Raw genomic sequence first — 20,724 nt, 5'->3', positions numbered from 1 at the left:
AGTCCGCTCCTCCGTCGAGAAGGGCGGCCTCGTCATCGTCAGACCCGTTGAGCATCCCTGACCATTGGGCTGTACGATCGGGAGCCATGCCAAAAGTTGGCCAGCGCGGCATGCGAGGAACCGCACCTTGCCAGATGACCTACGCACTATTTTCCACCGAAGGAAGTGCAAGCAAAAGCAGGCCTGCTCCAGCCGCTAACTCCAACCCACAACGTCCCGCGCAACGACTGGTGGAGACGGCCGCTTCCCAAGGCATTGGCCTCTTGGCGACAGCGACCTCGGGATGGCACCTTGCAGCGACGGCGGTCCGCCGTTTCCCGAAACCTTCGATCCCCAATCCAGGCGGCGGGTGAGGAAAAACCCGCGTGGGAAGGGCAGGATGATGTCGCCCAGGCTAGCCATCGTCACCATCGGCCAAACACCTCGGGACGACGTGATCCCGGAGATGCTGATGCTGCTGGAAGCCTCAGCCGGCAGGCTGCAGGTTCAGGAATTCGGCGTGCTCGATGGTCTGGCAGAATCAGAGATCCGTGCTCAAGTCCCCAGACCGCGAGAGGCGCGGCTCCATACTCGCCTAGCAGGCGGAACGAGTGTCGTCCTCGGCAGCGGCTTTGTCGTGAACCGGCTGGAGCCTCTTTTGCAGGAGCTGGACGGGCGCGGGTACGACCTGATCGTCCTCGCCAGCACGAGCATCTTCCGCTCCTTTCGCATGCGCACCTCGTTCGTCCACGCCCAAAGCGCGGTTGACGCCTGGATCGCGACGCTGGTGATGGGAGACTGCGAGCTGGGCCTGATCCACAGCCTGGCTGGCCAGCATCGCGGTCTCGCCCATGGTACCCTCGTTCAGAACGCCCGAGCCGTCGTCGGTGGCGGGGAGAGCGCGGAGCTGGCGGAGGCGGCAGAACGGCTGAAAAGTGCCGACCTGATCCTCATGCACTCGGTGAGTTACAGCGAGCACGACGCACGCCATATGGCGGCGCTCACCCGTAAGCCGGTGGTGACGGCGCGCCGCATCCTTGCCGGAGCGATGCGGCTGCACCTGGCCGGGTTGTTGGATCAGCCCGGTCCATCCTCCCTCGGGCCCGCCGCCGACAGCGACCTGCTAGCCTGGCTGATGGATCACCTTCCCGGTGACGCTGAACCCCTCACCCCACGCGAACGCGACGTTCTTGCGGCGGCGTTGGAGGGGGGTGGGAACAAGGAGATCGGCCGCAAGCTGGGCATCAGCCATCGCACCGTCGAGATCCACCGGGGGCGGGGGCTTGCGAAGCTGAACGCGCGCTCCCCGGTGGAGCTGATACGTCGCCTGCTGATCACACGCGGGGTCTGACCTGCCCCGTTCCTCGGCAACCTGCCGCGGGCGCGGGCAGGCGGCGCGTGTGCGCGTCCCTGCATACGGGTCGGCCCTTATGTCGCCCGGCGCGGCGGCCGCTATCCTTCGCGACATGCAGGCGGCAGCGGGAGCGGCTCGGCTCCCGCCATCCCGCAAGAAGTGGAGTGGCCTTCCATGGCGGATGATTTCGGACGTTACCGGATCGGCTTTGATATCGGTGGCACCTTTACGGATTTCATCCTGCTGGACCGGCGCACCGCGACCATACGCCTGCACAAGTGCCTGACCACGCCGCAGGATCCCTCCCAGGGCGCGCTGGCCGGGTTGTCGGAACTGGTGGCGGACGCGGGTCTCTCGCTCTCCGACATCACGGAGATCGTGCACGGCACGACGCTGGTGACGAACGCGCTGATCGAGCGCAAGGGCGCGACGCTGGGCATGATCACGAGCGCGGGATTCCGTGACATCCTGGAGATCGGGACCGAGCAGCGCTACGACATCTACGACCTCTTCCTGCAGTTCCCCGACGCCCTGGTTCCTCGCCGCCGTCGCCTGGAAGTCGCGGAGCGGATGGACCGGGAAGGGCAGGTCGTGACGCCGCTCGATGTCGACGCGGTGAAGCACGCGGCGGCGCGCCTGGTCGCGGACGGGGCGGAGGCCATCGCCATCTGCTTCCTGCACGCCTATCGCAACATGGCGCACGAGAAGGCCGCTGCCGTCGCGATCCGCGAGAGCTTCCCGGACCTTCCCCTCTCCCTCTCCTCCGAGGTGGTCGCGGAACTGTGGGAGTACCAGCGCTTCGTCACCACCTGCGCCAACGCCTACGTCCAGCCCCTGATGGACCGCTATCTCCAGCGTCTTGAGCGCGAGCTGTGGACGAGCGGCTTCCGCGGCGCGCTGCGGCTGATGCAATCGGCCGGCGGGCTCGTCTCGCCGGAAGCGGCGCGCGCCTACCCCATCCGCCTGCTGGAGAGCGGCCCGGCCGGCGGCGGGCTGGCCACCGCCTTCTTCGGCAAGCTCGTCGGCCAGGCGGACATCATCTCCTTCGACATGGGCGGCACCACGGCCAAGGCCTGCATGATCGAGGCCGGACGCTGCGAGATCGCGCCGATGATGGAGGTGGCGCGGCTGCACCGGTTCAAGAGGGGTTCGGGCCTGCCCATCAAGGCGCCGGTCATCGACATGATCGAGATCGGCGCGGGCGGCGGCTCCATCGCCGCCATCGACGAGGTGGGGCTGCTGAAGGTGGGGCCGCATTCGGCCGGGGCCGATCCCGGCCCGGCCTGCTACGGCCGCGGTGGCATCCAGCCCACGGTGACGGATGCGAACCTCGCCCTCGGCTACTACGATCCCGGCTTCTTCCTCGGTGGCCGCATGTCGCTCGACAAGGCGGCGGCCGAAGCGGCGCTGGCACGGGTGGGAGAGGGGCTCGGCCTCTCCGCGGTGGAGACCGCCTGGGGCATCCACCGGACGGTGACGGAGAGCATGGCCGCTGCCGCCCGCATCCACATCATCGAAAAGGGCAAGGACCCGCGGCGCTACGCCATGGTGGGCTTCGGCGGCGCGGGCCCGGCGCACGCCGTGGAGGTGGCGCGCATCCTCGGCGTGCAGGAGGTGCTGATCCCGCCGGCCTCCGGTGCGGCCTCCGCGCTTGGGTTCCTCGCCGCCCCGCTCTCCTTCGAGCAGGTCCGCTCCCTGCCACTCTCCCTGGACGATGCCGGGGCGCCGGCGGCCATGGAGGCGGTGCTGGCGGAGCTCTCGGCCGAGACGGTCGCCATGCTGACCGCCGCCGGCATTGCCGAGGCGGACATCACCGTCGAGCGCAGCGCTGACATGCGGCTGGCCGGCCAGTTGCACGAGATCAGCGTGCCCCTGCCCGCCGGCCCGATCACCGCCGCCTCTATCCCGCAGGTGCTGGAAGCCTTCCGGGCCGTGTACTCCGCCCGCTTCACCTCGGTGTACGAGGGCGTCTCGGCGGAGGTCATTTCCTTCCGCGTCCGCGCGTCGGGCCCGGTTCCCGCGTTGACCGTGGAGCAGGCAGGCGCCCCCACGGCCGGCACGGCGCGCAAGGGCAGCCGCATGGCCTGGTTCGGCGACGCCTTCCACGACACCCCCGTCCTCGACCGCTACGCCCTCGCCATGGGCGAGACCGTTCAGGGACCCGCCATCATCGAGGAGCGCGAGGCGACCACCATCCTCGGCCCGCAGGACAGCGTGACGGTGGGCGCCGCGGGCACGCTGCGCATCAAGGTGGGCGTCGCGGCCCCGATCGCCGCCCGCATCACGCCCCAGACCCCCATGGACGAGGCGCGGGCGCTGATCGAGGCGGACCCGGTCTCGCTCGAGATCATGTGGAGCCGCCTGGTCACCATCGTGGAGGAGATGTGGCACACGATCTGCCGCACCGCCTTCAGCCTTATCGTCTCCGAGGCGCAGGACTTCGCCTGCGACCTGCTGGACGCGACGGGGGAGTCCCTCGCGCATTCCCCGCGCGCCATGCCGGTCTTCAACCTGACCCTGCCGCGGGCGGTGAAGGCCATGCTGAAGAAGTTCCCGGCCGAGACGCTCCGCCCGGGCGACGTGCTGATCACCAACGACCCCTGGCTCTGCGCCGGGCACCTCTACGACATCGCCATCGTCACCCCCGTCTTCCACGAGGGGCGGCTGGTCGCGCTGCTCGGCACGGTGGGGCATGTGGGGGACATCGGCGGCATCAAGGACGGGCTGCGGGCGGAGGAGATCTTCGACGAGGGCCTGCAGATCCCGCCCGCGAAGCTCTACCGCGCCGGCGAGGCGAACGACACGCTGTTCGACCTGATCGGCGAGAACGTGCGCAAGCCCGAGGAGGTGCTGGGCGACCTGCACTCCTTCGTGGCAGCCAACGCGCAGGGGGCGGAGCGCCTGCTCTCCTTCATGCAGGACTACGGCATGCACGACCTCCGCGCGCTGGCCGCGGTGGTCCAGGGGCGGGCGGAGAAGGCGATGCGCGACGCCATCCGCGCGCTGCCGGACGGCGTCTACCGCTCCGAGGTGAGCAACAACATGCTCGGCCAGACGCTGCGCTACCCGCTAAAGCTGACCGTGGCGGGGGACGAGATCGAGCTGGACTTCGCCGGCGCCCCGGCCCAGCTCCCCCGAGGCGGGCTGAACTGCACCTTCAGCTACACCGAGGCGCACGGCTCCTACCCGCTGAAGTGCATCCTCAGCCCGGGCGTGCGCGGCAACGCCGGCTGCTACCGCCCGGTGCGGGTGAAGGCGCCGGAGGGCTCCGTGCTGAACTGCACGCGGCCGGCCGCGGTGGCGCTGCGCACGCGCACGGGCTGGTACCTCGCCCCCAACATCTTCCGCGCCCTTTCCGAAGCGGCGCCGGACCGCGTGCAGGCGCATACCGGCCTTCCGGTCTCGATCAAGGTGCACGGCCTGGACGCGGCCGGTCGCCTCTACGCCGACCACTTCTTCATGGGCGGTGGCCAGGGCGCGGGCGCGCGGGGGGACGGGAAGTCGGCGCTGCTCTGGCCCACCTCGGCGGCCAACACCTCCATCGAGCTGTTCGAGACGCGTGCGCCGGTGCTCGTCGTGGAGAAATCCCTCATCGAGGGGTCCGGCGGGCCGGGAAGGCATCGCGGAGGGCTCGGCACCCGCACCCGCATGCGCAAGCTGCACGACGACGGCCGGCCCACCCAGGCCTCGGTGGCGGCCGAGGGCGTAGGGGTCGAGGCGCCGGGCCTCTTCGGCGGGCAGCAGGGCGGGCCGGCGCGCGGCGCCGTGCTCGACCGGGAGGGGAACCTGGTCCGGGACTGCGGGACGGGCGAGCTGGTGACGCTGGTCGACACCAGTCAGATGATCGAGATCCGCCTCTGCGGCGGCTCCGGCTTCGGGGCGCCGGAGGACCGGCCGGCCTGGCTCGTGGAACAGGACGTGCTTGACGGCTATGCCGGCCCTGGTGCCGCATCCACCCCCGCGGCCGCCCGGGCGGCCGAGTAGAGAGGACCGAACCATGGATCGCCGTAGCTTCCTCCTTGGCGCGGGCGCCGCGGTGGCGGCCTCCTCGCTCGATCCCGCCTACGGGTTCGAGCGAGAGGGCAACCGGCGGATCCTGGTCTTCTCCGGCAACCAGCCCGTGCCGATCCTCGACCCGCACCAGCGCTATGACTGGTCCACGCGGATGATGCAGCGCTGCCTGTACGACGCGCTGGTGCGCTACGACGGCACGCCGCCGCGCGTCGTCCCCTGGCTGGCCGAGCGGTGGGAGACGAGCGCGGATGGCAAGGCCTGGACCTTCCACCTCGTCGGAAACGCCAAGTTCCACAACGGCGACCCGTTGGATGCCGAGGCCGTGCGCTTCTCCTTCGAGCGCGGCCTGCGGCTGAACAAGGGCATCTCGTGGATGCTGTCCAAGCACCTGAAGCCCGGGAACACCGTGGCGCTGGACGCGCGCACCGTGCGCTTCACGCTGGAGCAGCCCTACCCCGACTTTCTCTCCTTCATGCCCCTCTGGTTCATCACCAACCCCAAGCAGGTGATGGCCAACCAGGAGGGCGACGACGACGGGCAGAAGTGGCTGACCACCGCCGAGGCCGGTTCCGGTCCCTTCCGCATCCGCCGCTGGGACGGGCAGAGCGTCATGTCGCTCGAGGCGGTGCCGGACTACTGGAAGGGCTGGCCGATGGCGGAGGCGGACCGCCCCGCCGGGGTGATCTACCGCGTCATGCGCGAATCCTCTCCCCGCAAGGCGGCGCTGCAGCGCGGCGAGGTGGACGTGGCCGCCGGGCTGACGCCGGACGACATCGATCAGCTCGGCAGGATGCCGGGGATGACCATCGCGGACGTGCCGGGGGCCGCCCCCTTCGCCATCATGCTGAACACGCAGAAGGGACCGACGGCGGACGTCAACCTGCGCAAGGCCATCGCCTACGCCTTCGATTACGACGCCCTGATCACCATCCACAAGGGCGCCGCCCGGCTGATGGACGGGCCCTTCCCCGTGGTGACCGAGGGACGCATCACCCTCGACATGCCGCGCCGGAACCTGGAGCTGGCCAAGGGGTATCTGGCGAAGACCGCCACGCCCGAGGGGGGGATCGAGCTCGAGTTCCTCCATATCGCCGGGCACGAGGTGCAGCGGCAGATCGGGCTCGTGCTCCTGGCCGCGTTGCAGCCCCTTGGCATCAAGGTGAACCTTGTCGCCCAGCCCTGGCCAACGCTGGTCGGCCGCGGCGCCTCGCCGGAGACGGCGGCGGCGATGACGGCCGTCTACGTCACGCCCGTCACCACCTCCCCGGATACGGTCGCGTCGCAGTACGCCTCCTCCGCTGCCGGGCAGTTCCGGGGCATCCACCACCTGCGCGACGCCGAGATCGACCGCACGGTCGCCGAGGCGGCGGTCGAGCTCGACGAGGCGAAGCGCGCCGACCTCTACGCCCGCATCCAGTGCCGCGTGGTCGAGCTCCAGCCCGTGATCTTCTGCATGACCGCCAACCAGCAATGGGCCATGCGCGGCTACGTGAAGGGCTTCCAGTCCCAGCCGCTGAACCTGACGGGCGAGGTGGACCTCTTCCCGCTCTACGCGGCGCGCGCCTGACGATGCTCCGCTACCTGGCCCGCCGCATCGCCTATGTCGCGCTGATGCTGGCGGGGCTGGTGCTGATCACCTTCGTCATCTCCAACGTCACGCCGGCCGATCCGGCGGCGCTCGCGGCCGGACCCGACGCAACGCCGGAGATGGTCGCCACCATGCGCCGGGAATACGGCCTGGACCGGCCGCTGCCCGAGCAGTTCCTCCGCTACGTGGGCGACCTCCTGCAGGGCCGGCTGGGGCGCTCCATCCAAAGCGGGAATGAGGTGATGGACGATCTCTCGCGCTACGTGCCGGCCAGCCTGCAACTCGTGCTGCTGGCCATGGGTTTCGCCTGCGCGGTGGGTGTTCCCCTGGGCATCCTCTCGGCGGTGCGGCGCCACTCGCTGCTCGACCACGGCATCCGCGTGCTCGCGGTCTCAGGGGTGGCGCTACCGGCCTTCTGGATCGCGCTGCTGCTGCAACTCGTCCTGGCGGTGTGGATGGGATGGTTGCCGACGGGCGGGCAGCTCTCCATCGCCGCCGATCCGCCACCGGTCATAACGGGCATGGTGCTCTTCGACGCGCTGCTCGCCGGTCAATGGGCGATCGTCGGCGATGCGGCCGCCCATTCGGTGCTGCCGGCCTTCGTGCTGTCGCTTCCGTGCCTGGCCTCCGTGCTGCGGGTGAACCGGGCCGAGATGATCGAGGTGCTGGGCTCGGACCACATCACCGCCGCGCGCGCGCACGGGGTGGTCCCGCGTCGGGTGGTCGGGAGGCTGGCGTTGAAGAACGCCATGCTGCCGACGCTCGCCATGATCGGGCTCCGCTTCGGCTGGATGCTGGGCAGCACCGTGCTGGTCGAAACGGTGTTCGACTGGCCCGGCATCGGCCTCTACGCCGTCAACTCCGCCATCGCCTCCGACTTCAAGCCGGTCATGGGAGTGACGCTGACGATCGGCCTGATCTTCATGCTGGCGAACCTCCTGGTCGACCTCGCCTATGGCTGGCTCGACCCGCGGACCCGGAGCGCATGAGCACGACCGCCGCCGCACCGCCGGCCGGGCCACGCTTGGCGCGTCTTCGCGTGGAGCATGCCGGCCTGTTCCGGCAGATGCGCTTCTTCGCCTGGACGTTCGCTCGAAGCCCCTCCGCGCTCCTCGGGCTTGCCCTAGTGCTGGCCTTCCTCCTGCTGGCGGCGATCGGACCCTGGATCGTGCCTTACCCGGAGGATGCGCAAGGCGCGGTGAACCTGGCGCGCCGCCTCCAGCCGCCCTCCTCCGCGCATTTCTTCGGCACCGACGAGATGGGGAACGACATCTTCACCCGCGTCATCGTCGGCACCCGCACGAGCTTCTGGATCGGGCTGACCATCACCGGCCTGGCGGCGCTGGTCGGCGTGCCCCTCGGCGCGGCGGCGGGATACTTCGGCGGGCGCATGCGCTCCGTCATCATGCGCGTCACGGACGTCTTCCTGGCCGTGCCGGGACTGGTGCTGGCGCTGGCCATCGTCGCCTCGCTCGGCCCCGGCATCCTGCACGGGGTGCTGGCGCTCACCATCGTCTGGTGGCCGGGCTATGTTCGCCTGATCGAGGCAAAGGCGCTGACGCTGCGCTCCGAGGCCTATGTGGAGGCCGCGCGGACCATGGGCGCCTCCCACGGCTGGATCCTGCGGCACCACATCCTGCCCAACTGCATCAGCCCTCTGGTCGTGAAGGCCAGCATGGACATGGGCATGGCCATCCTCGCGGCGGCCTCCCTCGGCTTCATCGGCCTGGGCGCGAAGCCGCCGGCGCCGGAATGGGGCGCCATGATCTCCGTCGGGCGGACCTTCATGCCGGACTGGTGGTGGTACTCCGCGGCTCCCGGGCTGTTCATCTTCCTTACCGTTCTCGGCTTCAACCTGTTCGGCGACGGGCTGCGCGACACGCTCGACCCGCGGAGCTCCAAGGGATGAGCCTGCTTGAGATCCGCGACCTCCGTCTTGTCTTCGACGGCTTCGAGGGGCGCGCCCACGTGCTGGACGGCATCGACCTGTCGGTCGCAACAGGCGAGGCCGTCGGCATCGTCGGCGAAACGGGCTGCGGCAAGTCTGTTCTCGCACGCAGCCTGCTGCGGCTGAACCCCTCCCCGCCGGCGCGGGTGACGGGCGGCGCCATCCGCTTCGACGGCGCCGACATCCTTGGCATGGACCAGGCCGCGCTGCGCCGGATGCGCGGACGGGACATCGGGATGGTGTTCCAGGACCCCGTCACCTATCTCAATCCCGTCTTCACCATCGGCCAACAGATGGCGGAGGTCCTGCGGGCGCACGAGCCCGGGCTGTCGCGCAGGGCGCTGAGGGCCCGGAGCGTCGCGCTGCTGGAATCCGTCCGCCTGGCGGAGGCCGAAGCCTTGCTCTCGCGCTATCCGCACGAACTGTCGGGCGGGATGCGACAGCGCGTGCTGATCGCCCAAGCCTTGGCTGGAAATCCGCGCCTTCTGATTGCCGATGAACCGACGACGGCTCTCGACGTCACGATCCAACGGCAGGTACTGGCGCTCATCGCCGATCTCGTTAGGCGGCTCGGGCTGACCCTGATGCTGATCAGCCATGATCTCGGCGTGATCGGCGCCGTGTGCCGGCGCATTGTCGTCATGTACTCCGGCGCCATCGTGGAAGATGCCCCGGCGGAGGCACTGTTTCGCGCCCCGCAGCACCCCTACACGCGCGGGCTACTCGCCGCCATTCCGGATTTGAACAGGCCGGAGCACATGCCCACCAGCATCCCGGGCAGCATTCCGGACCTGCGCCACCCGCCCTCGGGATGCCGGTTCCACCCGCGCTGCCCCTTGGCAATGCCGGTTTGCGCACGCGAGAAGCCGCCGCTTATCCCGGCGGACGCCGCGCAGCATCTGGTAGCGTGTCACGCCGTAGCGCAGAGCATGGCGCCTGCGGAGTTCGGGCTCTCGGGAACGCCGGCATGACGGTACCGCTGCTGAGCGCGGAGGAGGTATCAGTCTGCTTCGGGCAACATCTGGCCGTGGAGAACGTCTCCCTCGCGCTGAGGCCCGGCGCGGCGTTGGGACTGGTCGGGGAGTCTGGCTCGGGCAAATCCACCCTGCTGCGCACGTTGCTCGGCTTGCAGCCTGTCTCGACCGGGCGCGTGCTACTGGACGGGGCCGATATCACCGGCGCGGGCGGGGCCGCGCTGCGGTCGCTGCGGCGCGCCGTGCAGGTGGTGTTCCAGAACCCGCATTCGGCTCTGAACCCGCGCAGCACGGTGCACGACTCCGTGGCGGAGCCGCTGCGCATCCTCGGCGGCCTCGGCCGGACGAGGATGCAAGGCCGGGTCGCCGGACTGCTGACGGATGTGGGCCTCGGGCCTGAGTTTCTCTGGCGCTACCCGCATGAGCTCTCGGGCGGCCAGAAGCAACGTGTTTGCATCGCGCGTGCTCTCGCGCCCGGGCCACGGGCGCTGCTGCTGGACGAGCCTACCTCCGCGCTCGACGTCTCCGTTCAGGCGCAGATCATCGATCTGCTGCGTGGACTGCGGCAGCGGCACCAACTCGCCTATCTCTTCGTGTCGCACAACCTCGCCGTGGTGCGGCTGCTCTGTGACGAGGTGATGGTGTTGCGGCAAGGCAAGGTAATCGAGATGGGGCCGGTCGCACAGGTGCTTCAGGATCCCCGTGAGGCCTACACGCGCGCACTGCTCGGCTCGGTCCTGACCCCCGGCATCACGGATCTGCACGAAGCGGACAGCATCGGCGAGCGTGCCTCCTAGCGCCAATCCTAAACTTGGAAACCGGCCCATGCTTTCTGGGAATTTCCCGGGGCGCTGAAGATCCCATAGCGGTCAAGCGCCTGCTGAGGCTGGGTGTTGGGCGTCGGCGGGGCGACAGAGATAGCCATAGATCTCGCGGGCGACGTAGCGCTTGAGACAACAAATGATCTCGGACTTTGTCTTGCCCCCGGCGGTTCGCCGCTCTGACCTTCCCCCGTAGAAGCGGTCCGCCGGTAGAGTGAGCCCGGCGGAACCGTGGAGGGTGTTGGGATGGGAAGGAAGCACCACAAGCCGGAGGAGATCGTGGCCAAGCTGCGGCAGGTCGAGGTGTTGCTGGCGCAGGGCAAGACCGCTGCCAAGGCTGTGCGGGCAATGGGGGTGACCGAGCAGAGCTACTATCGCTGGCGGAGCGAGTACGGCGGCCTGAAGCTGGACCAGGTGAAGCGCCTCAAGCTGCTGGAGCAGGAGAACGGCAGGCTCCGCAAGGCGGTGGCAGACCTGACGCTCGAGAAGCTGGTGCTGAAGGAAGCCGCCTCGGGAAACCCGTGAGCGCGTCGAGGTGTTGCTGGCGCAGGGCAAGACCGCTGCCAAGGCTGTGCGGGCAATGGGGGTGACCGAGCAGAGCTACTATCGCTGGCGGAGCGAGTACGGCGGCCTGAAGCTGGACCAGGTGAAGCGCCTCAAGCTGCTGGAGCAGGAGAACGGCAGGCTCCGCAAGGCGGTGGCAGACCTGACGCTCGAGAAGCTGGTGCTGAAGGAAGCCGCCTCGGGAAACCCGTGAGCGCCGCCCGTCGTCGGGCCTGCGTCGAGCACGTCACGAAGGAACTCGACGTCTCGGAGCGGTTTGCCTGCAAGGTGCTCGGTCAGCACCGCTCGACGCAGCGGAAGGCGCCGAGGCAGGCGGACGACGAGGTGGCGCTCACCGTGAGCATCATTGGCTTGGCCCGGCAGTACGGGCGCTATGGGTACCGGCGGATCACCGCGCTGCTGCGGGCCGAGGGTTGGCGATGCAATCACAAGAGGGCGGAGCGCAGCTGGCGCCGTGAAGGGCTGAAGGTACCGGCCCGGCAGCCCAAGCGCGGGCGGCTGTGGCTCAACGACGGTTCCTGCGTGCGGCTGCGGCCGGAGCGGCCGAACCACGTCTGGGCCTACGATTTCGTGGAGGACCGCACCCGGGACGGGCGCAAGTTCCGGATGCTGAACGTCGTGGACGAGTTCACCCGCGAGTGCCTGGCCGTCCGAGTGGGTCGCCAGCTCAGGGCCGCTGACGTGATCGACGTGCTGTCCGACCTGTTCATCCTCCGCGGTACGCCCGGCCATGTTCGTTCGGACAACGGGCCGGAGTTCGCCGCCACCGCCGTGAAGGGCTGGATCAGCGGCGTGGGGGCCAAGACGGCGTTCATCGAGCCCGGAAGCCCCTGGGAGAACGGCTACGTGGAGAGCTTTGACGGCAAGCTGCGCGACGAACTGCTCAACGCCGAGGTGTTCAACACGCTCGCCGAGGCCAAGGTGCTGATCGAGGGGTGGCGCCGCCACTACAACACCGCCCGCCCGCACTCCTCGCTGCGCTACCGACCGCCCGCGCCAGAGGTGCTCCTGACATCACCTCTGCCGTCCTCCGTCGGCCAACCACCCACCAGCTCAGGACAGGCCGCGGCCATGCTCCACTAAAAATCGGCCTGGGCCACCTCGTGGAGGCTGGTCAGCTTCGTGGGTGCAATGCAGACGGCTACCAGCTTTGACCGCCTTGTCCTCGCCACCCGGGCGATACGCCATGATCCAGGCTGCATAGACGCCCGGCTGGTCCTGGCCGAGCACTCCGGTGACCTGTCGACCCGGCTTCGCCACCTTGAGGCCGCCGTCGCGGCGGGCGAGTGGCTGTGGGGGTCAGTGGCCGAGCGGGTCGACCATGACCTTTGCTGGTGGGGAGATGTCGGCACCCGGCCTTACATGCGAGCCGTTCAGGCGCTTGGAGTGGCGCTTTGCGAGGCCGGATATCCTGATGAGAGCCGTGCCTGCTTCGAGCGGTTGCTGATCATGAATCCCAATGACAATCGGTGCATCCGTGACCTGATAAGGGATCTGGACATCGGTCCTTGCTCTCTCTAACGAGAGCCCATGTGGGACTCGCCTGAGTGTGCTGCGGTCAGTGCACGGCATCGGCAAGGTCCCGAGCAGCCAGGACGACCTCCACCATCCGGCGTAGTGTTCGGAGAGACCCGCCCTTCCACATGGCAGCTAAGGCCCTCAATTCGGCGCCATCGACCGGCAGGGCCCATTCTCGCCGCCAACCGCGTGTGACCACCAAATCGCGCATCATACCATTCGACAGGCCTTCTAAATGGTTAAGGCTGGGTACGGGAACAGGGATCAATCGAAACCTATCCCGGAGCGCGGTTGGCAATTCCGATGCGTCGTTCGCCGTTGCCAGCCAGACCACATGCTCCATGTTGACCGGCGCCTCGAGGTGGGGATCGCGCCAGCACCGCGCCGTCCGCTTCTCGAGCATCGCCAACAGTGCATCGGGCAGGCTGCCGTTGGTCCGCGACGTCCCGGCCTTCTCGACCGCATCAAGGATGACGACCGGGCTGGCGTGCCGATGACTCCTGATCATTCCGGTCGGCAGCGCCGGGTTACCGGTGTTCCACTGCCGCGCTGTCCCCGCAAACGCCGAGTCCGATACGCCACCGCAGCCGTAGACCTCCATCGGCAGATCCAGAAGTTCCGCCAGCCGCATGGCGAAGGTTGTCTTGCCGCAGCCAGGTGGCCCGACCAGCAGCACCGGCCTGAGGGCGACGTGGGACCGGCCTACAAAATCCTGAAGGATGGCGTCACATACCACCGCTGCATGCGGGAACTCGTACAGGAGAGCCTTCCTGAGATCGGCCAGGTCAGGCACCGGCTCCAGTGGAAGCGGCAGGTTCAGCAGGTCCTTGAATTCGAGCAGCACCCGCTGACCCGCAGGCGTTTGCGCGCTCCCGACCTCGGTGAACACCACGGCCGTGGGTGCGTCGGCTTCGGCATCCGCTTCGGTGGGCGGCTCGCCGTCCTCCGGTTCATCCTCCTCCTGCATGAAAGGACGGATCATGCTCGGTGCTCGTCTGCCGCGGGGAGGGTCGGCCTCCTGGCCCCTACTCTGCCGAAGCAGTGCTTCCCGATTGGTCAGCATCTTGACGAGCATCTGCTCGCCCGGACCGTCAGGACCCAAAGCAGATGGCAGGAACCCCGCGGCACCCTCGCGGGACCACCGCTCGGGCAGCATCGTCTGGCCGTTGGCCGCCAGCAGCCAAGCGACGGCGGCCGTGGCATAGCTGGCGGCATCCTCCTGGCTGATGCCGGGTGAGGAGGCGTGCACGCCGTTCAGGGCGGCGTAGAGGTGGCACCGCACCCCTACCTCCATCGCGGTCAGCCGCGCCTGCGGGCTTTCGCGCTGGAGATCCTCATAGGCCTTGGCAGCGATAAGGTAGTCCTCGGGGCCCGGGACGTGGGTGAGCTCGCTCAAGGCGAAGAGCAGCGGGTGCGCGGACGCTTCGTTGCCGTCCAGGCGGTCGAGCGCCTTCGCCGCGAACTGGGCGGCATCGGCCTGGACGTCTTCCTTGAACAGCGAGCAGCCGCGGAGGAGGTTGTGCAGCATGGGCAAGTGGCGTCCCTTCGCCGCGGCCCTGGAGAGGGCATCCAACGGCGCCGTGCAGCCATCGGTGGAGGCACGGACTGCCCGGCGGCCAGGAGTGCCATCGTCGGCGTGGCTCATGAGCCCGCCTCCATCGTCGGGCTGCACGCCGCGCGCATGCACGCGTCGCCGGTGATGCGGCGGCCGAAAAGAGTGGTCATGGGGTTACGACCCTGCGTTCGGGTGGATTTACCCACCTCCCGCCCCATGAGGGCGGGAGGTGGGGGGAACGGAAGAGCCAGGCCTCAAGCGATCAGCGGCAGTCCGCTGTCCGTCTCAGGCCTGCGCCATCCGCCCTGTCCGTATTCGCAGGGTCTCAGTGAGGACGATCGCCCGCAGCGCCTCGGGGGCGGCTGATGCAGCGGCTCTGAAAGCCGAGATGGCGGGGCGATCCGTCACAGAGAGGAACGTAAAAGGAACATAAACGGCCAGTCAATCGTCTTCCGATCCGATGCGAGCACATTTCTTCCTCTTTACCGAAGGGGGCGTCGCCTGGGGCCTGCGGCCACTCAGGGTGCTTCGTGCGCTTTACGGCGGCTATATTCCCACCCAGCATCGCCTCAGACGCGCTGGTCTAGGACGCGGCTATCTGCTCACCGATGATACGGTCATCGCCGCTTCAATAGGGAAGCCAGCATGGCTTGGACTGATCGCCGCATCCTGGACCTGTTCGGCATCGAGGCTCCCATCATCCAGGCGCCCATGGCCGGGAGCACGACGCCCGAGATGGTCGTCGCGGTCAGCGAGGCCGGAGGGCTCGGGTCCCTGACCTGCGCCCAGTACACGCCGCAGCAGGCTCGGGAGGCTGTGCAGAGGGTGAAGGGCAGTACCTCACGACCCTTCAACATGAACTTCTTCTGCCACGCGTCTCCGGAGCCTGACCCGGTACGCGCCGCGGCGTGGCATGGGGCGCTGAAGCGCTACNGGAAGCCAGCATGGCTTGGACTGATCGCCGCATCCTGGACCTGTTCGGCATCGAGGCTCCCATCATCCAGGCGCCCATGGCCGGGAGCACGACGCCCGAGATGGTCGTCGCGGTCAGCGAGGCCGGAGGGCTCGGGTCCCTGACCTGCGCCCAGTACACGCCGCAGCAGGCTCGGGAGGCTGTGCAGAGGGTGAAGGGCAGTACCTCACGACCCTTCAACATGAACTTCTTCTGCCACGCGTCTCCGGAGCCTGACCCGGTACGCGCCGCGGCGTGGCATGGGGCGCTGAAGCGCTACTACGTCGAGTTCGGCCTGGACCACGACGCCCCGCCGCCCGCGAGCGGCCGCGCGCCGTTCGACGAGGCGTTCTGCGCCCTTGTGGAAGAGATGCGCCCCCCCGTGTGCAGCTTCCACTTCGGCCTGCCTGAGGAAGGCTTGCTGGATCGGGTGAGGCAAACCGGCGCCCGCATCGTCTCCTCCGCAACCACGGTGGCCGAGGCACGCTGGCTGGAGGCGCACGGCTGTAACGCCATCATCGCCATGGGCCTCGGCGGCCCATCGCGAGGCGCTGCGCCGCGCCGACGAGCACGAGACAGAGCTGACCAACATCTTCACCGGCCGCCCCGCCCGCGGGATCGTCAATCGGGTCATGAGAGACCTCGGGCCAATCTCACCGCTGGCTCCGGCCTTCCCGACAGCCGGTGGCTCCCTGGTTCCGCTCCGTGTTCACACGGAAGCACTGGGCTCGGGAGACTTCATGAGCCTGTGGGCAGGCCAGGCGGCCGCCTTGGGGCGCGAGATGCCCGCGGGCGAGCTCACCCGCAGGCTAGCGGCGGAGACGCTGGCAATTCTGTCAGGTGTTGGTGCGTAAGCACCCAGCCTCATGCAGGTGGTTGACCTTCCCACGTAGAAGCGATCCGCCGGTAGGGTGAGTCCGGCGGAACGGTGGAGGGTGCTGGGATGGGAAGGAAGCACCACAAGCCGGAGGAGATCATTGCCAAGCTGCGGTAAGTCGAGGTGTTGCTGGCGCAGAGCAAGACCGCGGTGGCAGCGGTGCGCACGATTGGGGTCACCGAGCAGAGCTACCACCGCTGGCGCAGTGAGTGCGGCCGAACCACGTGTGGGCTTATGACTTTGTGGAAGACCGCACCCGGAACGGGCGCAAGTTCCGGATGCTGAATGTCGTGGACGAGTTCACCCGCGAGTGCCTGGCCACCCGGGTGGGTCGCCAGCTCAGGGCCGCCGACGTCATCGACGTGCTGTCCGACCTGTTCATCCTTCGTGGCGTGCCAGGCCATCTTCGTTCGGACAACAGGCCGGAGTTCGCCGCCACCGCCGTGAAGGGCTGGATCAGCGGCGTGGGGGCCAAGACGGCATTCATCGAGCCCGGCAGCCCCTGGGAGAACGGCTACGTGGAGAGCTTTGACGGCAAGCTGCGCGACGAACTGCTCAACGCCGAGGTGTTCAACACGCTCGCCGAAGCCAAGGTCCTCATCGAGGGGTGGCGCCGGCACTACAACACCGCCCGCCCGCACTCCTCGCTGCGCTACCGACCACCCGCGCCAGAGGTACTCCTGCTCGCAACTCTGCAGCCTCCTGCAAGCCGTCCACCCAGCAGCTCAGCACTGACCGCAGCCATGCTCAACTAAAAATCTGCCGGAGTCTCCTCGTAGGGGCTGGTCAGTGACTTCAGCAGACTACACCGCAGCATCGCTGTGCTCTGATACCGAAGTGGGCTTCCACGTCCGGCAAGGACGCTCAGGAACACTGCGTGTAGTGCCGCCCCCTCGCGATCAGTGTCCCTGCTCAAGCTAACGAGCACTGCGTCAACCGTGCGGGCTCTGGCAAGCAGAGTTGGACGAGTCTAACCTTTGACGGTATTTTCGCACAATGGCTAGCTCGGCAGGAGAAAGCAGCATGGCGAAAGGTAAGGGTTGGCGCGATCTTATCGTCGCGGGCCTACTCCTGATCGCCATTCCATCCTTGGCCACTGAGGGTGAACCTCGTGTGCTCACCGTTGCGGTCGAGGCGCCTTTCGGGATCGATCCGCACTTTCTTTTCGTCGGCCCCAACATGGCGGCCGCACGCCATCTTTACGATACTGTTATCAACCGTGACTCTGAAAGCCAGTTCGTGCCTGGCTTGGTTCAGTCTTGGGAAGAAACGGACGAGACGACCTGGACCCTTCGGCTTCGCTCCGGTGTCACCTTTCACGATGGAAGCCCTTTCACGGCGGAGGACATCGCCTTTTCCCTCGCCCGTGTGCCCGCTGTGCCAAACAACCCCGGTCCCTACGTGTCCAATCTGCGCACAATTCTCGCTACAGAGATTGTTGATGCACTGACACTGCGCATCAAGACCGACCGTCCGAATCCAACACTCCTAGGGCAACTGACAAACATCTTCGTTGTCTCGCATATCGCGGCGAGGGGAGACGGCACGCCGGCTGGAGCGAGCACGGGTGAGTTCAACAGTGGTCGCGCTGCGATCGGCACTGGTCCTTACCGACTGGTCCAGATGAATGGCTCGGAAGGTATGTCGCTCCTACGGAACCCCACCTACTGGGGCAGCCCGCCCGCGTACGAGAAGGTTGAGATTCGCGTTATCGGCAGCGATGCCTCACGCCTGGCGGCACTCCTCGCCGGGGACGTGGACCTGATCGAGAACGTCCCGCCCGGCGACGTGGCTCGACTGGAGCGGGAGCCGCGCGTGGCGGTGTTCCGGCGCAATTCCGACCGCATCATGTACCTGATCCCGCAAGTGGGTGCGGAGCGGCTGGCCTTGCTGACAGGTTCGGACGGCAAGTCGTTGCCGACGAACCCCTTGAGAGACGTCCGTGTAAGAAGAGCGCTTTCTCTGGCGCTCGACCGTTCGGCGTTGGCTGCGCGCGCGCTGGACGGGCAGGCGATCCCGACGGGACAGATGGTTCCACCGCAGTTCGGGGCCTACGACCCGTCCTTGATCGTGCCAAGGGTGGATGTTGAAGGAGCGCGTCGCCTGCTGGCCGAGGCGGGCTACCCACAGGGCTTCGGGCTGACGATCGGCTGCTCAAACAACCGCTTCGTGAACGACGCGCGGGTGTGCCAGGCGGTTGGTCAGATGTTCACCCGCGCGGGTCTTCAGGTAAAGGTCGAGACCATGCCTGGCAGCGTCTTCTTCCCTCGTACCGTCGAGGGGCGGAACGAATTCCCTGTCATTCTCTACGGCCTTTCGTTGTCCTCGTCCCGCGACGCCAGCTACATTCTCTCAACGGCGGTGCATACTCGGGACGTCCAACAGGCCTATGGCCAGGGCAACAGAGGCAGCTTCTCAGAGCCTGACCTGGACCGGATGATCCAGGCGGCAATCACACGATCCGGGAAAGGTCGTGACGAAGGGCTTCGTCAGGCCATGCGCGTCGCCATCGACCGTGTGCCGATTATCCCGATGTACAATCAGGTGACTCTCGTCGCTGCCCGGCGGGGCGTGCTCTACGAACCGCGCATGGACGAACAGTTGCTGGCTCAGCAGGCAAGGCCATCTCCATGACTACGACGCGCCCTCTCGTTTCCGGCCCGCGACACGCAATCAGTGCAGGCCATTACCTGGCCAGTGGTGCAGGGCTCGCAATTCTTGAGGCGGGCGGCAACGCCATCGATGCGGGAGTGGCGGCTGGCCTGGTGCTCGGGGTCGTGCAGCCGGACATCGTGAATTTCGGCGGGGTCGCACCGATCTTGATCCGTCGCCACGACGGGCGGGTCGAGAGCATCGCGGGCCTCGGTCACTGGCCTATGTCGATTCCGGCCGACCTTTTCATGCGCGAGCACGGCGAAAAAATGCCGCGCGGCGTGCTGCGCAGCGTTGTCCCGGCCGCACCGGATGCCTGGATCACCGCGTTGCGTCGGCACGGCACGATGAGCTTTGCCGATGTCGCGTCGGCGGCCATCCGGTTTGCCGATGAAGGATTTCCTGTCTACCCGATGTTCGCGGAAAGCATCGCCTCCCATGCCAAAGACTACGCTGAGTTTCCAACGAACGCGGCGATCTTCCTTCCGGGCGGGACGCCACATCCAGTCGGCGCACTTTTCATCCAGCGTGATCTCGCGGCCACCATCCGTCACATGGCCGAGGAGGATCGCGCCGCGGCGGCCAAGGGTGGCCGTGAGGATGGTCTGGCAGCAGCGCACGATGCCTTCTACCGCGGTGACATCGCGCTGCGCATCGTTGCCTTCATGAAGGAGCAGGGCGGCTATCTCTCCGCGAGCGATCTCGCGCGGTATCACTCGCGGCTGGAACCCGCGGTCACTCGCGAATGGCGCGGCCACGCGGTTACCACCCCTGGTCCATGGTGCCAGGGGCCAGCCCTGCTCGAAGCCTTGCTGCTGATGGAGAAGGCTGGCTTCGACGGCCTTTCACATAATGGCCCGGATTATCTCCACTTGTTGGCCGAGACCCTGAAGGTGGCGATGGCCGATCGCGAGTACCACTTCGGTGACCCAGCTTTCCGAGACGTGCCGCTGGACACGCTGCTCGGTGAGGCACATCTCGCCGCGCGCGTTGCGGGGATCGATCCGGCGCGCGCTCACCCGGGAATGCCATTCCCCCTGCTTGACCAAGGCACTGGCGCTCATGTTCCAAGCACACGCCTTGTTGCCGCCATCGAGCCGGATACCTCGTATGTTGCCGTTGTGGACAAATTTGGAAACGCGTTTTCCGCTACCCCTTCCGATGGGACGTGGAACGTGCCGGTCATCCCAGGACTAGGCTTCGTATGCTCGCCGCGCGGCACGCAGTCCCGTCCTGACCCCGCGCACCCTTGTGGCGTTCGCCCGGGTGCGCGGCCACGCCTGACCCCAAGCCCTGCCTTGGTGGTCACACGCGCAGGAGCGGTGATCCCTCTGGGCACTCCGGGTGGCGACGTGCAGGTTCAGGCAATGCTGCAGGTTATTCTGAACCATCTGCATTTTGGCATGGATCTGCAGGAGGCGGTCGAGGCACCGCGTATTGCGACCTACTCCTTTCCATCCTCCTTTGCGCCGTACGATTACTTTCCCGCTCGCCTTGCCGTGGAGGGACGCATCTCGACCGCTTCACGAGAGGACTTGCGTCAGCGCGGCCACGAGATCCAGAACTGGCCGGATTGGACCTGGTTGGCGGGAAGTGTGGAAGCCGTGCGCTTTGATCCCGATACCGGCGTTAATACTAAATCTCGGAGACCCTGACTCTCGTGGGGGATTCCCTCATGGGGCCGGATCGTGATTCAAGATGGCGAACGCTGGAGGTTCGCCATGGCCATTCCGCTTCGGGGTGACTTCGACGCGGTTCGCCTGCGCGTGGCAGCGCGACGGACGAAGGATGCGGCTCAGGCCCGGCGGCTGCTTTCGCTAGCTGCGGTTTACGATGGTGCGACGCGGACCGAAGCGGCCAGGATCGGCGGCGTGACGCTGCAGATCGTCCGGGACTGGGTGCTGAAGTTCAACAGCGCCGGTCCTGAT

The 20,724-nt window shown here is 67.5% G+C and carries 12 protein-coding genes and 5 pseudogenes; 16 read left to right on the top strand and 1 reads right to left on the bottom strand.

Annotation, left to right across the window (positions count from 1 at the left end; all coding sequences use genetic code 11):
- Positions 1 to 379: 379 nt before the first annotated feature.
- The 9 genes and pseudogenes from EAH89_RS32285 (at position 380) to EAH89_RS27560 (ending at position 12,325) form a co-directional block, all read left to right on the top strand.
- Positions 380 to 1,330, top strand: a complete 951-nt coding sequence (locus tag EAH89_RS32285; protein ID WP_206667703.1) for an AroM family protein — start codon at positions 380 to 382, stop codon at positions 1,328 to 1,330.
- 177 nt (positions 1,331 to 1,507) lie between these two features.
- Positions 1,508 to 5,317: a hydantoinase B/oxoprolinase family protein gene (locus EAH89_RS27600; protein WP_140886912.1), complete on the top strand. Its 3,810-nt coding sequence runs from the start codon at positions 1,508 to 1,510 to the stop codon at positions 5,315 to 5,317.
- A gap of 13 nt (positions 5,318 to 5,330) precedes the next feature.
- Positions 5,331 to 6,914, top strand: a complete 1,584-nt coding sequence (locus EAH89_RS27595; RefSeq protein WP_140886911.1) for an ABC transporter substrate-binding protein — start codon at positions 5,331 to 5,333, stop codon at positions 6,912 to 6,914.
- A 2-nt stretch (positions 6,915 to 6,916) separates the two neighbouring features.
- Complete coding sequence (locus EAH89_RS27590; protein WP_140886910.1) at positions 6,917 to 7,924, top strand: ABC transporter permease; 1,008 nt, start codon at positions 6,917 to 6,919, stop codon at positions 7,922 to 7,924.
- A complete protein-coding gene (locus EAH89_RS27585; protein WP_140886909.1) occupies positions 7,921 to 8,844 on the top strand; it encodes an ABC transporter permease in 924 nt (307 codons plus the stop codon). Before EAH89_RS27590 ends, EAH89_RS27585 begins: the two co-directional genes overlap by 4 nt.
- Positions 8,841 to 9,854, top strand: coding sequence for an ABC transporter ATP-binding protein (locus EAH89_RS27580; protein ID WP_140886908.1), 1,014 nt, complete (start codon positions 8,841 to 8,843; stop codon positions 9,852 to 9,854). Before EAH89_RS27585 ends, EAH89_RS27580 begins: the two co-directional genes overlap by 4 nt.
- Positions 9,851 to 10,654, top strand: a complete 804-nt coding sequence (locus EAH89_RS27575; protein ID WP_140886907.1) for an ATP-binding cassette domain-containing protein — start codon at positions 9,851 to 9,853, stop codon at positions 10,652 to 10,654. The genes EAH89_RS27580 and EAH89_RS27575 overlap by 4 nt, the downstream gene beginning before the upstream one ends.
- A 270-nt stretch (positions 10,655 to 10,924) precedes the next feature.
- A pseudogene (locus EAH89_RS27565) lies at positions 10,925 to 11,194 on the top strand (transposase); the annotation flags it as partial.
- A gap of 19 nt (positions 11,195 to 11,213) precedes the next feature.
- Positions 11,214 to 12,325, top strand: a protein-coding gene (locus tag EAH89_RS27560; RefSeq protein ID WP_140886906.1) for an IS3 family transposase whose coding sequence is annotated in 2 segments (ribosomal slippage) — positions 11,214 to 11,421 and positions 11,421 to 12,325 — 1,113 coding nt in all. Because the reading frame shifts where the segments join, the coding sequence is not laid out codon by codon here.
- A 475-nt stretch (positions 12,326 to 12,800) separates the two neighbouring features.
- On the opposite strand, the gene EAH89_RS27555 is transcribed toward EAH89_RS27560, so the two are convergent.
- Complete coding sequence (locus EAH89_RS27555) at positions 12,801 to 14,288, bottom strand: AAA family ATPase (protein ID WP_161993794.1); 1,488 nt, start codon at positions 14,286 to 14,288, stop codon at positions 12,801 to 12,803.
- Positions 14,289 to 14,960: 672 nt separating this feature from the next.
- On the opposite strand from EAH89_RS27555, the gene EAH89_RS33610 reads away from it, so the two are divergent.
- The 7 genes and pseudogenes from EAH89_RS33610 to EAH89_RS27525 form a co-directional block, all read left to right on the top strand.
- Entirely contained in the window at positions 14,961 to 15,392 is a 432-nt protein-coding gene (locus EAH89_RS33610; RefSeq protein WP_206667702.1) for an NAD(P)H-dependent flavin oxidoreductase, read from the top strand.
- A pseudogene (locus EAH89_RS33605) lies at positions 15,326 to 15,787 on the top strand (NAD(P)H-dependent flavin oxidoreductase); the annotation flags it as partial. The gene EAH89_RS33610 and the pseudogene EAH89_RS33605, both read left to right, overlap by 67 nt.
- A gap of 24 nt (positions 15,788 to 15,811) precedes the next feature.
- A pseudogene (locus tag EAH89_RS33600) lies at positions 15,812 to 16,121 on the top strand (nitronate monooxygenase); the annotation flags it as partial.
- Positions 16,122 to 16,356: 235 nt separating this feature from the next.
- A pseudogene (locus EAH89_RS27540) lies at positions 16,357 to 16,899 on the top strand (integrase core domain-containing protein); the annotation flags it as partial.
- A gap of 268 nt (positions 16,900 to 17,167) precedes the next feature.
- Complete coding sequence (locus tag EAH89_RS27535; protein ID WP_161993793.1) at positions 17,168 to 18,778, top strand: ABC transporter substrate-binding protein; 1,611 nt, start codon at positions 17,168 to 17,170, stop codon at positions 18,776 to 18,778.
- Positions 18,775 to 20,451: a gamma-glutamyltransferase family protein gene (locus tag EAH89_RS27530; RefSeq protein ID WP_140886903.1), complete on the top strand. Its 1,677-nt coding sequence runs from the start codon at positions 18,775 to 18,777 to the stop codon at positions 20,449 to 20,451. Before EAH89_RS27535 ends, EAH89_RS27530 begins: the two co-directional genes overlap by 4 nt.
- A 66-nt stretch (positions 20,452 to 20,517) precedes the next feature.
- Positions 20,518 to 20,724, top strand: a pseudogene (locus EAH89_RS27525) (helix-turn-helix domain-containing protein); the annotation flags it as partial.

Source organism: Muricoccus nepalensis (assembly GCF_006438825.1).
In the GTDB taxonomy this organism is placed as follows: domain Bacteria; phylum Pseudomonadota; class Alphaproteobacteria; order Acetobacterales; family Acetobacteraceae; genus Roseomonas; species Roseomonas nepalensis.
This window is presented reverse-complemented; position numbering and strand designations above follow the sequence as displayed.